The 15,244-nt window shown below is 42.4% G+C and carries 13 protein-coding genes; 7 read left to right on the plus strand and 6 right to left on the minus strand.

The annotated features are described in order from the left end of the window. The first annotated feature begins 5 nt into the window (after positions 1-5). The 5 genes from ald (at position 6) to ABZB17_RS00695 (ending at position 5,459) form a co-directional block, all read left to right on the plus strand. The gene (ald, locus tag ABZB17_RS00675) at positions 6-1,118 is read left to right on the plus strand and encodes an alanine dehydrogenase (protein ID WP_372647376.1); all 1,113 of its coding nucleotides are present in this window, start codon (positions 6-8) and stop codon (positions 1,116-1,118) included. 300 nt (positions 1,119-1,418) lie between these two features. Beyond that, positions 1,419-2,222 (plus strand): ion transporter, encoded by an 804-nt coding sequence (locus ABZB17_RS00680; RefSeq protein WP_372647377.1) that lies wholly within the window; start codon positions 1,419-1,421, stop codon positions 2,220-2,222. Positions 2,223-2,370: 148 nt separating this feature from the next. After that, entirely contained in the window at positions 2,371-3,165 is a 795-nt protein-coding gene (locus ABZB17_RS00685; protein ID WP_372647378.1) for a thymidylate synthase, read from the plus strand. A 12-nt stretch (positions 3,166-3,177) separates the two neighbouring features. Next, positions 3,178-3,681 (plus strand): dihydrofolate reductase, encoded by a 504-nt coding sequence (locus ABZB17_RS00690; protein WP_372647379.1) that lies wholly within the window; start codon positions 3,178-3,180, stop codon positions 3,679-3,681. Positions 3,682-3,719: 38 nt separating this feature from the next. Next, complete coding sequence (locus ABZB17_RS00695) at positions 3,720-5,459, plus strand: M14 family zinc carboxypeptidase (RefSeq protein WP_372647380.1); 1,740 nt, start codon at positions 3,720-3,722, stop codon at positions 5,457-5,459. A 623-nt stretch (positions 5,460-6,082) separates the two neighbouring features. On the opposite strand, the gene ABZB17_RS00700 is transcribed toward ABZB17_RS00695, so the two are convergent. From ABZB17_RS00700 to ABZB17_RS00710, 3 genes are all read right to left on the minus strand, one after another. Further along, complete coding sequence (locus ABZB17_RS00700; RefSeq protein ID WP_372647381.1) at positions 6,083-6,748, minus strand: inorganic pyrophosphatase; 666 nt, start codon at positions 6,746-6,748, stop codon at positions 6,083-6,085. 355 nt (positions 6,749-7,103) lie between these two features. Further along, on the minus strand, positions 7,104-8,573 hold the full coding sequence (locus tag ABZB17_RS00705) for an aldo/keto reductase (RefSeq protein ID WP_372647382.1): 1,470 nt from the start codon (positions 8,571-8,573) through the stop codon (positions 7,104-7,106). Between the two features lie 94 nt (positions 8,574-8,667). Beyond that, positions 8,668-10,299: a glycoside hydrolase family 9 protein gene (locus ABZB17_RS00710; RefSeq protein WP_372647383.1), complete on the minus strand. Its 1,632-nt coding sequence runs from the start codon at positions 10,297-10,299 to the stop codon at positions 8,668-8,670. Between the two features lie 452 nt (positions 10,300-10,751). Between ABZB17_RS00710 and ABZB17_RS00715 the strand changes: the two genes are divergently transcribed. After that, entirely contained in the window at positions 10,752-11,399 is a 648-nt protein-coding gene (locus ABZB17_RS00715) for a hypothetical protein (RefSeq protein ID WP_372647384.1), read from the plus strand. 664 nt (positions 11,400-12,063) lie between these two features. Further along, positions 12,064-12,735: a hypothetical protein gene (locus ABZB17_RS00720; protein WP_372647385.1), complete on the plus strand. Its 672-nt coding sequence runs from the start codon at positions 12,064-12,066 to the stop codon at positions 12,733-12,735. Between the two features lie 500 nt (positions 12,736-13,235). On the opposite strand, the gene ABZB17_RS00725 is transcribed toward ABZB17_RS00720, so the two are convergent. From ABZB17_RS00725 to ABZB17_RS00735, 3 genes are all read right to left on the minus strand, one after another. Then, a complete protein-coding gene (locus tag ABZB17_RS00725; protein WP_372647386.1) occupies positions 13,236-14,417 on the minus strand; it encodes a YifB family Mg chelatase-like AAA ATPase in 1,182 nt (393 codons plus the stop codon). 12 nt (positions 14,418-14,429) lie between these two features. Next, positions 14,430-14,774, minus strand: coding sequence for a magnesium chelatase domain-containing protein (locus tag ABZB17_RS00730; protein ID WP_372647387.1), 345 nt, complete (start codon positions 14,772-14,774; stop codon positions 14,430-14,432). 65 nt (positions 14,775-14,839) lie between these two features. Continuing rightward, the coding region (locus tag ABZB17_RS00735; RefSeq protein ID WP_372647388.1) for a hypothetical protein at positions 14,840-15,244 on the minus strand (405 nt) is incomplete at its 5' end.

Below are 15,244 nucleotides of genomic sequence, written 5' to 3' on the forward strand. Positions count from 1 at the left end.
CTGTAATGATAATTGGAGTACCAAAGGAAATTAAAAATAACGAAAACCGTATTGCACTTACACCTGCCGGTGCTGCGGAGTTGGTTAAACATGGTCATGAAGTATACATTCAGGCCGGCGGTGGTATGGGTAGCGGTTTCCAGGATGAAGCCTATATTGGAGCTGGAGCCAAAATGCTTCCAACCATTGAAGATGTTTACGGCATTGCCGAAATGATCATCAAAGTAAAAGAGCCGATTGAGGAGGAATACAAGCTGATTAAAGAAGGACAAATTCTTTACACTTATTTCCACTTTGCATCGTGCGAGCCTTTAACACATGCCATGATCGCAAACAAATCGATTTGTTTGGCTTACGAAACGGTTGAATTGCCTGACCGTTCGCTTCCGCTGCTTGTACCAATGAGCGAGGTTGCCGGTCGTATGTCAATTCAGGAAGGTGCCAAATACCTTGAAAAAACTTACGGTGGTTACGGTGTGCTTCTTGGTGGAGTTGCCGGAGTTCTTCCTGCTAAAGTTTTGATTATTGGTGGTGGTATTGTTGGTACCGAAGCAGCAAAAATGGCTGCCGGATTGGGTGCCGATGTTACGATTATGGATGTATCGTTGAAACGCCTGCGTTACCTCGACGATATTATGCCGGCTAACGTAAAAACCATGATGAGTAACGAGTTTAACATTCGCGAGATGGTCAAATCGCACGATGTTATTATCGGTGCTGTTCTTATTCCTGGTGCCAAAGCGCCACATTTGGTAACACGTGATATGCTGAGCACAATGAAACCGGGTACTGTTTTGGTTGACGTTGCCGTTGACCAGGGTGGATGTTTCGAAACTACAAAAGCAACAACTCACGCCGACCCAACTTATGTAATCGACCATGTATTGCATTACTGTGTGGCCAACATGCCGGGTGCTGTTCCACGTACTTCAACAATTGCGCTTACCAATGCCACACTTCCTTATGCTATTGAAATTGCAGGCAAAGGATGGAAACAAGCATGTATCGACAACGAGCCATTACGCAAAGGCTTGAATGTTGTTGACGGAAAAGTGGTTTACAAAGGCGTTGCCGAAGCTTTCGACCTACCTTACGAAAGCGTAGAAACCGTTCTCTAAAAACCAATACGAAATAATTTCAAAAAGCCTTTTCCATTTATTTGGGAAGGGCTTTTTTATGCGTGATATATTGCTACTGCTCATTCACTTGACTGCGGAATTTCTTTCACTTGACATCTCTTTACACCTCACTTGTGTCCGTTTAAAAGATCACTTGACATCTTTTTATACATCACCTGACGTTTCTATAATTTCATCAAGTCCATTTTTTTTCGAACGGCTTAATCTTTGCGAACACGCCTTTTGTTCAGATTCGCTTTTCGAAATAAATAGTATCTTTAAATCACAATTTTGCTGCCGATGAATAAAACCAAACAGAAGATTTACGAGATTATTTTTGAAGCTGATACGCCGGGGGGAAAACTTTTTGATGTGGCGCTGTTGTTTATTATTATTATAAGCGTTGCACTGGTATTACTTGAAAGTGTTCCTTCAATACGCGAAAATCATTTACAATTACTGCATATTCTGGAATGGTGTATTACCGTTATTTTCTCCATAGAATACATTCTGCGCGTTGCCATTGTAAAAAAACCGATGCGTTACATTTTTAGTTTTTACGGCGTCATCGACCTTTTATCGGTTTTGCCCACTTACATTGGGCTGGTAGTTGCCGGATCGCACAGTTTAGTGGTGATTCGTATTCTCCGCTTACTCCGCGTTTTCCGTATTTTAAAACTTACACGATACACCGAGGCAGGCCGCTCACTGGCCAAAGCCATTTGGAATAGTCGCGAAAAAATAAGTGTTTTTATCTTTTTTGTAACCATGTTGGTCATTATTATCGGAACGGTTATGTACCTCGTTGAAGGCCCGCAACACGGTTTCACCAGCATCCCAAAAGGAATATACTGGGCAATCGTTACCCTTACCACCGTTGGTTATGGCGACATTAGCCCGGGAACGCCACTGGGCCAATTTCTGGCGGGTATTGTAATGATTATGGGTTACGCTATCATTGCCGTTCCAACGGGTATTGTTACTGCTGAGATTATCAATCCAACCAGCGATAAAAACACACAGGTTTGCCCGCAATGCCTGCATCCTTCACACGACGACGATGCTGTTTTTTGTAAGAAATGTGGTTCGCGGCTTAATCCTTAAAGACACAAACAGTGATAGCATCACTTAAAGTGATACTATCACTAAAAATGTGCCCGTTAACAATCTCAGTGTAATTGTGAATATTTAAACTGCGGAAATCGGAAGCAGTTCTTTTTGAACGATTATTTTTGTGGGAAATATTTGAAAAATGAGGCAGTATTTAGAACTATTGGAAACCATTTTAGAAAAGGGAGCGGTTAAAGAAGACCGCACGGGAACAGGAACGATCAGCCGTTTTGGACACCAAATGCGCTTTGATCTGAGCGAAGGTTTTCCGATGGTAACAACAAAAAAACTGCACCTGAAATCGATTATTTACGAATTGCTTTGGTTTTTGAAAGGTGACACCAATGTAAAATATTTGCAGGATAACGGAGTACGTATCTGGAACGAGTGGGCCGACGACGATGGCAACCTCGGGCACATTTACGGCTACCAGTGGCGCAGCTGGCCAACACCCGATGGCGGCCACATCGACCAGATATCGCAGGTAATTGATGCCATTAAAAACAATCCCGACTCGCGACGCCATTTGGTGAGTGCCTGGAATGTTGGCGAACTCGACAAAATGAACCTGCCACCGTGCCACATCCTTTTCCAGTTTTATGTTGCCGACGGAAAATTATCGTGCCAGCTGTACCAGCGTAGTGCCGATGTATTTTTGGGCGTTCCATTTAATATTGCATCGTACGCATTACTAACCATGATGATGGCACAGGTTTGCGATCTTGAGCCAGGCGATTTTGTGCATACTTTTGGCGACGTACATATTTATTCCAATCATATTGAGCAGGTAAAATTGCAGCTATCGCGCGAACCCCTTCCGCTGCCACAAATGAAGATCAACCCGGATGTAAAAAGCATTTTTGATTTTAAATTCGAAGACTTCGAGTTGGTTGGTTACCAGTCGCACCCACACATTAAAGGAGCTGTTGCCGTTTAAAACAATCTTAAAATGACAAATACAATTCAAAAAAATATCTCGATAATCGTTGCTATTGCCGAGAACTTTGCCATTGGCAAAAACAACGATCTGCTGTTTCATTTACCAACCGATTTGAAACGCTTTAAAGAAATTACCAGCGGACACACCATTATTATGGGGCGTAACACACTGTTGTCGTTACCAAAATGGCCACTGCCAAACCGCCGGCACATTGTAATTACCGATAAACACGACGATGTATTTCCCGGTTGCGAAACGGTTTTTTCCATTGATGAAGCCATTGAAAAAGTGAAAGATGAAAAAGAGGCTTTTATCATTGGTGGCGGAATGATTTACAAACAGTTCTTCCCGGTTGCCGGCAAACTTTACCTTACGCTGGTACATAAAACTTTTGATGCCGACACCTATTTTCCCGAGGTTAATTATGCCGAGTGGAACGAACTAAAACGCGAAGATCTGCACGACGAAAAGAACGATTTTGACTATTCTTACCTTGATTTAGAACGAAAATAATTTTTGCGTTTGTAGCCTGGCTACTCAAATTTTACATCATGAGAAAAAAAACTGCTTTGGTTGTAGTGCTGTGCGCTGTCAGCCTGTTGTTGTTTGCCCAAAAACCACTGTTAAACCTAAAGTACGAGCAAAATTACACGCCTACTTACGACGAAGTAATCGAGATGCTCGAACTACTTGATGCGAAGTACGAAAATGCAACATTGGTTGAAAGCGGCTTTACCGACATTGGAAAACCATTGCACACCTTTATTATTAACAGTGAACCGGAATTTAATCCTGAAAAAGTAAAAGCTCAGGGAAAATCAGTTTTGCTCATTAACAATGGCATTCACCCGGGCGAGCCGGAGGGAATTGATGCGAGCCTGCAATTTGCCGACGATATTCTGCGCAACAAAAACGGAATGAAAAAGTGGCTCGATAACACAGTAATTGTCATCATTCCGGTGTACAACATTGGCGGACACCTGAACCGTGGCAAATACAACCGCGCCAACCAGGCTACACCTTACGAAACCGGCTTTCGCGGAAATGCAAAGAACCTTGATCTGAACCGCGACTTTGCCAAATGCGATTCGGAAAATGCCCGGTCGATAAACAAAATCTTTAATGAATGGGATCCCGATGTTTTTCTGGATACTCATACCACAAACGGCTCCGATCATGAATACAGCATCACATTAATTACGCCTTTTCCCGATTATTTTCCACCGGCACAGGAAAAATTTCTGCGTAGCCAAATGATCCCCAATATTTATGAAAAAATGGAAGAGGGCGAGTATAAACTGATTCCATATGTGAACTGGCTTAACTATGAGCCGCTGTCAGGGATTCTGCTTTGGCAGGATTCACCGAGGTATTCATCGGGTTATGCGAGTCTGTTTAACAGCTACGGAATGATGACCGAAAACCACGTGTACAAAGACTTTGCCGACCGCGTAAAGTCGTGTTACCAGTTTATTGTTGCATTAAATGAGTTCACTTCAGAAAATTCGGATGAAATTATCGCCAGCCGAAAACAAGGAACCGAAGAACTGTTAAAGATGCTTACCTACCCGATTACCTATCAGGTAGACACCACGCAATACAGCACATTAACTTTCGACGGTTATGAAACCAGCAACGAAATAATTGACAAAGTTACCGGCCTGCCACGTTTTGGCTACGACCGCTCGAAACCACTTTCGAAAAAAATTCGCTATTACGACACATACAACGCAGTAGAAGAAATTACAATACCTAAATACTATGTTCTTCCGCAAGGCTGGACCGAAGTAATTGAAAGATTAAAACTGAACGGCATTGAAATGGTACCGCTAAAAAATGATACGCTAATGGAAGTAACGGTTGATTATATCGACGAGTATTCAAGTCCGAAGCAACCGTTTAACGGTCATTATATTCATAACGAAGTAACTACCAGAAGTGAGGTTCAACAAATAAATTATTACGCCGGCGACCTGCTGATTCCGGTTCGCCAGCGCAAAATGAAATACATTCTGGAGATGTTGGAGCCCAAAGCAATGGACTCATTTTTCCGCTGGAACTTTTTTGATTCTATTCTTGACCAACGCGAATATTTTTCGTCGTATGGATTTGAAGAAAATGCGCTGAAATATCTAAATGAGCATCCGGAGTTCAAAAAGCAGCTGAAGGAAAAACGTAAAGCCGATCCGGAATTTGCAAAGGATCACCGGGCACAGTTAAGCTACATTTACAACAACACCGAATGGGCTGAAAAAACCTATAAACGTTACCCGGTAGCGAAAATCTATTAAAAGAAAAAAAGGATCACCCGAAAAATCCGGTGGATCAATTTAGATATTGAATATTATTCCATGCCTGCCGGCGGCCTTCATTTTTGTCTTACCACAAAAATGAAGCAAAAAAGGCAAGGCTGCTTTTGGTTGTTACCCTGCGTTTTCATAAAACCTAAGTTCGGACGGGTGATCTCCTCGCCAACTCGGAGCTTCCCGCTCTCACTAAGGTTTTATTTTAACTACGGGCAACCACCAAAAGAGGCCGTCCACTTATGCAAAGCCGCCGCACCGAAGCTTGGCCTCGGCCGATGAACCGGAAAACAAGTGGTGACGACGTTAAAAAATTACTGCTGTTTGAGGAGGAACGACGGGTTCAGTAATTTTAGTCGGCATCGCGTAGCTTTTCCGAGGGAAGTGGGCGCAGCCTTGGGTTTTCTGTCTACTCTTTGGGCTAAACCAAAGAGTAGAATCCGGCTGATAAGCCAAAAGAGTGTTGCTTATGTTTGGTAGCTTCTATTCAATATTGAAACTTATGGATGGGATATTTTATAACTTCTTCACCAACTCTTACGGGTGATTCAAAAAAAGGCTTGATCTTTAAGAAATCAAGCCTTTTTTATACATCTCTGTGTGAAACGACACTATGAAAGCAGTTTGCCCAGATTCGCAAACTTGTTGTTGTAATCTTCAACCGAAAGTTTAATCACCTCAAGCGCCTCATCGTGCCCATAGGTTGTCGCAATTTCGGTGTTTGAATCAACACCTGGCATATCCTTGTAAGTAAGGAAATAATGCTCCAAACGCTGAATTACAATTTCCGGCACCTGCGACACATCGGTAAAATGACCATACACGGTGTCGTTATCCAAAACCGCAATAATTTTATCGTCTGCCTGATCGCCGTCAATCATCCGGAAACCTCCAATTGGACGAGCCGTTACCAGCAAATCTCCATGCGCCAGATCCTTTTCAGTAAGCACACAAATATCAATCGGGTCGCCATCGCCTTTTATGCCTTTTCGGTTAACTTTTTCCGAACAATATTCGCCAACTTTGGTACCGCAATAAGTTTGCGGAATAAAACCATACAAAGCAGGAACAACATTCGAAAATTTTTGTGGCCGGTCAACACGCAGGTAACCGCTATCCTTGTCAATTTCGTATTTTACCGTATCGGTTGAAACCACTTCTATAAAAGCGGTTAATTCTTCGGGGGCATTATCGCCAATTGAAACACCGTGCCAGGGGTGCGATTTATAACGCAATCCCATCAATCTTCCGATGGGATCGGAAAGTCTGTCTACCATCTTAGTTAAATTATGTTTTACTATCTCAAACCAATAGTACGACTTTTGGTTCATACTAATCGGCACAAAGGTGATTAAATTTTTGATAAACCTGAATTCGGCTTTAAAATAACTCACAGCTTCAGCTATTTTTAGTCAGAAACTTTCACCAGTTTTCGAAGAACTATCGGGATAATGCAAGAAAATTGGGGGAAGTTTATGGCAAAAAGAGCGAAGCCTGAAAGGAAAGTCCTTCTCACGCCATCTTTGCATTTAAAATTCGTTGAAATAACCCGTTATTCCTGCAGAATTTTAAATGCAAATCTGACGCAATTATGACTTTCTGTGAAAATATTTTAATATCGAAATCAGGTTTTTACGTCACAACTGTCTCAGCTCTATTTCCAGCTATATCAACAGTGGCCAGCGTAACATTACCCGGCTCGTCGAGAGTAATACTAAAAGGCTTGCTTATAAAAAGCTGAGGTTTGTGTTCCACCTTGCCCAGCAACTCCCCATCACGGATAATTTCGTAATGCGATATGGGCTCCTCATCGGCCAAAGCCGTGTTCCAGGTTAATTTGCCATCAACCAATTTTGCATCGCGCGGAGCAGAAAGGTTTTCTTTCTCAATGGCCTGAAAGTAGTTACTTCCCGGCTTCACATTTTTGGCCTGCTCCTCAATCCGTTTTCGCTCATCGGCACTCATTCCGTCAGGAGCTATTTGTGCAGCATAAAAGTTCTGTACCAGCTGGCATTTCATTGGGTCGTCATCAATTTGCCCGATTCCGATAATCAAGGTATGAACACCCGGTGTTGTCAGCGAATATTCAATAAGTGGCTTGCTCGGCAATTCATCGGTACCCACTTTACGGAAAACATCGGCAGGCGTTTGCGACCAGCGTGGTTCTTTATGGTACATAGCAGCATCAGCAAATACTTTCATACCGATTATTCCCATTCCTTTGGCTTCGGCAATCGGAATAACATTATTCTGCATGTTCATTTTGGTTTTGTCGTTGGCGTTAATGGCTATCAGCATACCATCTAAAATGCCGTATTCATCGCGCTGAATCATATCCATCATAGCCGGCGGATTTGCATGCCCTGAGAAACCAATATGTTTGATCAGCTTTTCATTTTTCGGATTCATCCCGGTCAGGTTGGTTCCGTCGCGTAAATCGCGAAGGGCCACCAAAGCTCCAAAATTGCCATCGGGATCAAGCGGCGTTTCCAGTCCTTCGTAAAGCACATCAACCTCATCGGTGTTATGCAAGGTATGGCATAGCACCATATCCAGGTAGGCGCCATCCGGGTAATACCCTTCTCCATCGCCAAACAACTGGGTTAACGAACGTTTTACATCGTCGACCGCGCATTGTACATTTTCGCCATTCGACCAGTTGCTGACATTTTCCCGTTCGGGCCATCCCGGTTTACCCCAACGCATAGCCGTTTTACTGGTTAACCAAATTGATTTCCGCAGCGCTTCGTTATACCCATCTTCGCCCGGAATCAGGTTCATGTGTTTAAAAGCTTTGTGGAAATTCAGCTGGCTGTCGGCGTACAGGTTGGAGGTATCGAAATAGTTAATGCCCAAATCAAATGCTTTGAGGATGATTTTTTCAGGCTCAACATCATCAGGAGTCCATTGAATCGACGCCTGCCCTCCCAGGCCGAGTGTAGTTACATTAAAGCCAAGTTTACCAAACGGGCGCTTCATTGGTTTGGGTAATTTTTCGGAATTACAGGCACCAAGCGACATGGCTGAAACTGCAGCTGTTGTTGTTGCCGATACTTTGATAAAATCTCTTCGGGTAACGGGATACTTTTTTGATTTAGTCATGACAGGTAGATTTTGATTTCTATAAAATTAATTGAAATCAATTGAACTACCTAGTTTTCAAGGCTAAAACATTGCAACTAAAAGACAAATTCCATTAATAACTTACAAATCCGGCAAGGGCATAAACCAGTGCGGCCTGCCAGTTTATGGCGATTTCGTTGTGGCTGTACGATTCTTCTTTATCCACCCAATCGGTTGCTGAATGCCCACCGCCAACCAGATACCCCGGCCAGGGTGCATCAATCGAATCGGCTCCCGAACGACGGTCGTGCGGAAACATTGGCGGATTGATTCCCAAACCGGTAACGTACGATCGGTTATAGTAATTCTTTCCGAAGATGTGATCGACAATACCAATGGCCGCTTGTTTGTATTTTGGGTTGGGCTGAATAAGATTAGCCACCTGCAGATTCACCGTTTGGCGGGCAACAGTTCCGTTACAGCCCCAGTAGTATCGGCCGCCAAGGGCACGCGAATACACGTCCGCTTCTCCCTTTTCCACCAAAGCATCGGCATTGGCAATGATGTTCTTTTTTATTGCAGCTTCTGCTTCCGGATTTTTGCCTTTGCGCGAAGAAAGTGCGTACGAATACATCGCCAGGTTCGACACATTTTGCCAGTCCCAGTTCTCTTCTATTTTGTACTCGAATTCAGCGGCCCGTTTTTCAAAATCGCGCAAACAGCTTTCGTCGCCGGTAGTAGCCCATAGCTCGGCAGCTGCCCACAAGCGATCGTCATTATCTCTTGTCTGGTAACCTCCGGTGCGGAAATCACCCTGCACAAAACGTTTGGCCTCCGGGTTTTCCTGCAAAAAACGATAACTCACCCACGCAGCATCCAAACATTTTTTGGCATAAGTGGCATCGTAGGGTTTAAAGTAGCGGGCAGCCATAGCCATTATTACCACCAAATCGGCTGTAGCCGCCGAACTCCATTCGGTAAAATACCGTTTGGCGTCATCGTCGCTGGCCATAATAAAACCTGAGAATGAAGTACGCGTAAGTTTATGCGATACCCTGCCCGAGCCATCGGGGTACTGCATTTTTAATATCCAGTCGGTTTCCCATTTCAGCTCCTGCAGAAAATCGGGGAATCCGGGTGCTGTTTCGGGAATATCCAAATCCATTTTTTCCAGCTGAGGTTGAAAATGTTCCCAGGCATAAAACAATACACCCAGTGAAACACCGGCATTTACCACATATTTTCCATGATCGCCGGCATCGTGCCAACCTCCGGTACCATCGCGTTTCGAGCCTTTCTTTCCGATATAATCTTCGTAGGCATCATCCAAATGACAGGCATCCTGATGATAATGATTGCCTGCAAATTCGCCGTCAACCGCCATTCCGCAGCGCCATAAATAAAAGGCACGCATACTTGTTACTGCAGCAAAATTAAAGGCATCGTTTGCGATTTTAAATTCATCTGAGCGCCCAACTCCGGCAACTTCCAGGTAGTAATCGCCCGGTTTTTGAAAGTCGGAGAAATCAACTTTCCATACCTCCTGACCTACATCTTTCTGATAGTTTGGCCCTGTTGTTTTGCCTTCAAAAACAACATCGCCGGTTGCAAGCGAAACAAGTTTAAACGAAGTACACGATTGCGGAACAACAGCCGATTTTGGGCCATTGGTTAGAAAACCCAGCGAATTTAAATGGATGTTTTGTGCGAACAACGATGGAACAATGCTCAGTAGAATAAGCACCAAAAGAACAGGCTTTTTCATTTTGTGGTTTTATTGATTTAGGCTATGAAGATACAAAATTTAGCTTATTGTTTTGATGACAATTAAGTCGAATGTAAATAGTTCTCTTACGAGCAACAACCGCTTTACTTCAGGAAATGACTTCTTCAAGTCGGGAAATGAGTGCCCGAAGTTGAGAAACAGGTGCTGCAACTCAAGAAATAACCACTTGATGTCGGGAATTAACCGCTGCAACTCAAGAAATAAGCACTTCAACTGAAGAAATGTCAGATTCAAGTTGAGAAATGAGTGCTCCGACTGAAGAAATGTCAGATTCAGGTCGGGAATTGAGTGCTTCAACTCAGGAAATAATCGCTTTGGATTAAGAAATGAGTTTCTGAAATCAAGAATTATGTTTCAAATATAGTTAGCATAAGTTTGCTTTTTTAGCTATAAAATATTAACTAGCAGTATTATTCCTAAATTCTCAAACGATGAATAAAAATCAGATTAACAAAAAAGAGATGTACGATACTGTATCGTCGTACCTCGACAGTAAGTCGGCCCTTTGGGTATCAATACCTAAAGTTGGCGAGTTTAAAAATGAGTTCACAGCCGTAGTTGCTCAAATCGAGACGGTGCAATACGCACAACAGGAAGCACAGGTATTTTTGGGAAAAACGAAAACACAAATTAAAAGTGTAGTGGCTCAAAAGGCCGATATCCTGAACGATACCCTTGAAGCGTTTGCATTGGTAACAGGAGATGAAAAGCTACGGCTTCAGATGAGCACCAGCTACTCTGCTTTGTACAAGATGCGTAATGCTGATTTTGCCCCGGCCGTGCAAGTCATAATAGCGGCAGCCGAGGCAAATATTGAAGAACTAACTACGGAATATGGTGTTGCCCGCGATCAGGTGGAGGATTTAAAAACTGGTTTAAACGAGTTTTTGGCAATCAACGGACAGCCACGCGCCTACAAGGTAGCATCGGTAGAGGCCACCAAAAGCCTGGAGCTGCTTTTTGACGAGGCCGACGAAATTTTGGATAACAAACTGGACAAAATAATCAGCCTGTTTAAGCGACGCGATCCGGCGTTTTACAACGGATACATTGCTGCACGCGTTATTGTGGACAGTTAATTGTTATATTGTTTTAAAAGGTTTATAACTAATGGGCCCGGTTTTCCGGGCCTTTTGTTGAAATAGTTGTTATAATTTAGGGTTGCTTTTTGGCATGGAATGGATTGTAATTCGTGCCAGCGGGGGAGTTCTAAATTATCGGTAATAGTATTTTGAAAATTCATCCTACTAGGACGCAGTAAGCTAGCAAATTAGCCAAAAGTTATCAATAAATGTTAATAGACCATTAGTGCTTCCCACAGCACTAATAACTGATATTCAGACATGTAACAATTTGAAGTTAATATCTTTTTGAGGCATTTAACTAGAAATATAAATAATCTATTGCAAAAAATGTTTTTTTGAGCTAAACTTGTGAGACAAAGAGAGTAGTAATGAGAAAAATAGCAAGCCTTTGCATCTTATTATTACTCTTTTTTTTGTACTGAATTGAAGGCTTAAATGAAATATATTAAAAGTAAAAAAATGCTGATAGCGAGATATGATATATAAATATTAAAAAAACCAGTCTAGTTGACTGGTCTTAGTACATTTCTTTCAGCGAGGAAAGTTCATGTTTTTTACTTGGCGGTTTAAAATTAAACCTTTCTTCGATAAAATCAAATGTTACTGAACAGATTCGACTAGCTGGTTAATTTCTATTAACATTCAAAAACAATTAAAAATGAATGAGTTTTTAATTAGCTTAAATCAGTTTGCTGATTTTACAAAAGCAACTGAAAGGGGAAAGGCTAGGATTGTTGAACAACAATTGAACCCCAATCCGTTTAAAATCATTTGGTATCAATTAACCAAAGCGAGAATTAAAAAGAGTATTCAACATCAGGGTGACTTAACACCAATCTATGAAGCTCTAGAAACTCTAAAGAATCGAACACCGACAAATCCACGTCAAGTTAGTGACAAGAGGATTTCTGTAGAAGCTCTTAACAAGTTTGTTAAAATGAAATCACCTAAGGTTTTTCGAAAAAATCCTTATTCAATTGTAACACCTCCTGTTAAAACAACAAGAGTTGGAGATGTAATAATTCGAGTTGCACCTGACGTAGTTGTAAAATTTGAGGTTGATGGAAAAGTGTTTTTAGGTGCAATCAAAATCCATGTATCTAAAAACAAACCTTTCGACTATTCTCAATCACTAATGATTTCCACAATACTTTATAAGTATTTGAATGAAATAAAAAAAGAGGATGAATTTGTTGATCCGAACCTGTGCTTTTCTTTGGATATTTTTGGTGATAGAATAGTATCTGCTCCGGCAAATATCGATGTAGCGCTTTCCGAAGCTGAAAGGAATTGTGAAGAAATCAAAGCAATTTGGGGCGACATTGTATAATGTTTATTAGGGCAGCATTCTTGCTGCCCTATCCATTTAAAGAAGTCAATACCTTATACAAACCAGATTCTGAAAAGGAATAATTTTCTCCCCGCTGGCGCGATTTTGCAAATCATGCCACTACCTGTAAAGTGATAAGGTAAAACAGCGTATTTTTATTCACAGTGATAGCCTCACCCAAAGTGAGACCATCACCAAACTGAATTCATAATCCAAGAAATCATTCTGCGTATATCAGCGAAATCTGCGAGCCATCTCTTTTCAGCGAAAATCAAAAAAATCAGTGTTATCAGCGTTCCAAAATATCCCAAGTGATAGCCTCACGCAAAGTGAGACCATCACCAAACTGAATTCATAATCCAAGAAATCATTCTGCGTAAATCAGCGAAATCTGCGAGCCATCTCTCTTCAGCGAAAATCAAAAAAATCAGTGTTATCAGCGTTCCAAAATATTAGCAAGTGATAGCCTCGCTGAGAGTGAGACCATCACCAGAGTGCGGTTACCCACCCCAGTTCTCCCGGTCCAGACTGCGGTAATGAATAGCTTCCGAAAGGTGATCGGCCTGCACATTTTCTGCTCCTTCGAGATCGGCAATGGTACGCGAAACCTTTAAAATACGGTCGTAAGCACGGGCCGAGAGGCCAAGTCGGTCCATGGCATTTTTAATCAGGTTATTGCTTTCATTGTCGAGCACCACATATTCGCGTATCAATTTCGAAGTCATTTGTGCATTGGCATAAACTCCCTGATGTTCCGCAAAACGTTTCTCCTGAATTTTCCGGGCAGCCAACACCCGCTCGCGAACGGCTTCACTATTCTCCGACGACTCCATTTCCGACAATTTTTTGAATGGAACAGGCACCACTTCCAGGTGAATATCAATACGATCGAGTAATGGCCCTGAAATTTTATTGAGGTATTTTTGTACTACGCCCGGCGCACAAACACATTCTTTTGTGGGGTGATTGTAATAACCACACGGACAAGGATTCATAGAGGCAACCAGCATAAAACTCGCCGGGTATTCTACCGAAAACTTGGCGCGCGAAATGGTAATATTCCGGTCTTCCAACGGTTGACGCATCACTTCAAGCACCGTTCGTTTAAACTCCGGCAATTCATCGAGGAATAAAACACCATTGTGTGCCAGGCTAATTTCACCCGGCTGGGGATAGTTTCCACCACCCACCAATGCCACATCAGAAATTGTATGGTGCGGACTCCGAAACGGACGCCGTGTCATTAACGAAGTTTCTTTATCGATCTTCCCAACCACCGAATGAATTTTTGTAGTTTCCAGCGCTTCTTTTAACGAAAACGGAGGAAGTACTGTGGGAATTCGTTTCGCGAGCATCGTTTTTCCGGAACCGGGAGGCCCTACCAAAATAATATTATGAGAACCAGCCGCTGCAATTTCCAAAGCACGTTTTACATTTTCCTGTCCTTTTACATCCGAGAAATCCAACGGATTATTATTGACCTGTGCATAAAACTCGGCACGGGTATCGATTACGGTTTGTTCAAGGCTTCCCTCATCATTTAAAAAGTCGATTACTTCTTTAATATTTTCGGCACCGAAAACTTTCAAGCGATCGACAACCGCTGCTTCGCGTGCATTTTGTTTGGGCAGAATAAAACCTTCAAAATCCTCGGCGCGGGCATTAATGGCAATGGGTAACACGCCTTTTATGGGCTACAAAGTTCCGTCGAGCGAAAGTTCGCCCATTAACACATACTTTGATAATTTATCGTGATTTATCTGCCCCGATGCGGCCAAAACAGCAGCTGCCAGCGGCAAATCATAAGCCGATCCCTCCTTTCGGATATCGGCCGGAGCCATGTTAATTATGATTTTCTTTTTGGGCCATTTGTAGCCGTTTAAACGCAAGGCAGATTCAATACGTTGCTGACTTTCTTTTACGGCACTGTCGGGCAAACCCACAAGCAGAAATTTAATTCCGGTGGTTACATCTACTTCAATGGTAATTGTAGTGGCATCAATGCCGAAGACTGCGCTTCCGAAGGTTTTAACTAACATAAACGGGGACTTAGTTTAATATTAGTTAAATGTAGTAAAAAGGGCTGAATTTTAAAAGGTTAGTTTTAGTACAGTTTTTTACGTTTCACCAGATACGAAAACAAAACTTCCTTAAAATCTTTGTTGATATCGGCTTCTGCCAAATCGATCTGGTATTGTCCGCACCTAACTTTCAGGTCGTCGAAATACTCGCGAACGGTAGTTGTGTAGTGTTCTTTTACTTCCGAAGGATTAAACTTAACCACCTGGCCACTCTCCAAATCAACAAACTTGTGCGGACGGTTACTAAACTCAAACTCGCGCTCTAAAGAATGGTCGGTTACATGAAAAAGAATCACCTCGTGTTTGTTGTAACGCAAATGCTGGAGCGCCGAAAACAGCTCCTCGTTTTTTGAGCTGTCGAGCATGTCGCTAAAAATAATTACCAGCGAACGTTTATGAATATTCTCGGCAATTTGATGCAATACCTG

The organism is Draconibacterium sp. (genome assembly GCF_041583095.1).
Lineage (GTDB): Bacteria > Bacteroidota > Bacteroidia > Bacteroidales > Prolixibacteraceae > Draconibacterium.

Coding starts and splice junctions, on each gene's coding strand:
- ald (WP_372647376.1), top strand. CDS start 6: ATGATAATTGGAGTACCAAAGGAAATTAAAAATAACGAAAACCGTATT.
- ABZB17_RS00680 (WP_372647377.1), top strand. CDS start 1,419: ATGAATAAAACCAAACAGAAGATTTACGAGATTATTTTTGAAGCTGAT.
- ABZB17_RS00685 (WP_372647378.1), top strand. CDS start 2,371: ATGAGGCAGTATTTAGAACTATTGGAAACCATTTTAGAAAAGGGAGCG.
- ABZB17_RS00690 (WP_372647379.1), top strand. CDS start 3,178: ATGACAAATACAATTCAAAAAAATATCTCGATAATCGTTGCTATTGCC.
- ABZB17_RS00695 (WP_372647380.1), top strand. CDS start 3,720: ATGAGAAAAAAAACTGCTTTGGTTGTAGTGCTGTGCGCTGTCAGCCTG.
- ABZB17_RS00700 (WP_372647381.1), bottom strand. CDS start 6,748: ATGGTAGACAGACTTTCCGATCCCATCGGAAGATTGATGGGATTGCGT.
- ABZB17_RS00705 (WP_372647382.1), bottom strand. CDS start 8,573: ATGACTAAATCAAAAAAGTATCCCGTTACCCGAAGAGATTTTATCAAA.
- ABZB17_RS00710 (WP_372647383.1), bottom strand. CDS start 10,299: ATGAAAAAGCCTGTTCTTTTGGTGCTTATTCTACTGAGCATTGTTCCA.
- ABZB17_RS00715 (WP_372647384.1), top strand. CDS start 10,752: ATGAATAAAAATCAGATTAACAAAAAAGAGATGTACGATACTGTATCG.
- ABZB17_RS00720 (WP_372647385.1), top strand. CDS start 12,064: ATGAATGAGTTTTTAATTAGCTTAAATCAGTTTGCTGATTTTACAAAA.
- ABZB17_RS00730 (WP_372647387.1), bottom strand. CDS start 14,774: ATGTTAGTTAAAACCTTCGGAAGCGCAGTCTTCGGCATTGATGCCACT.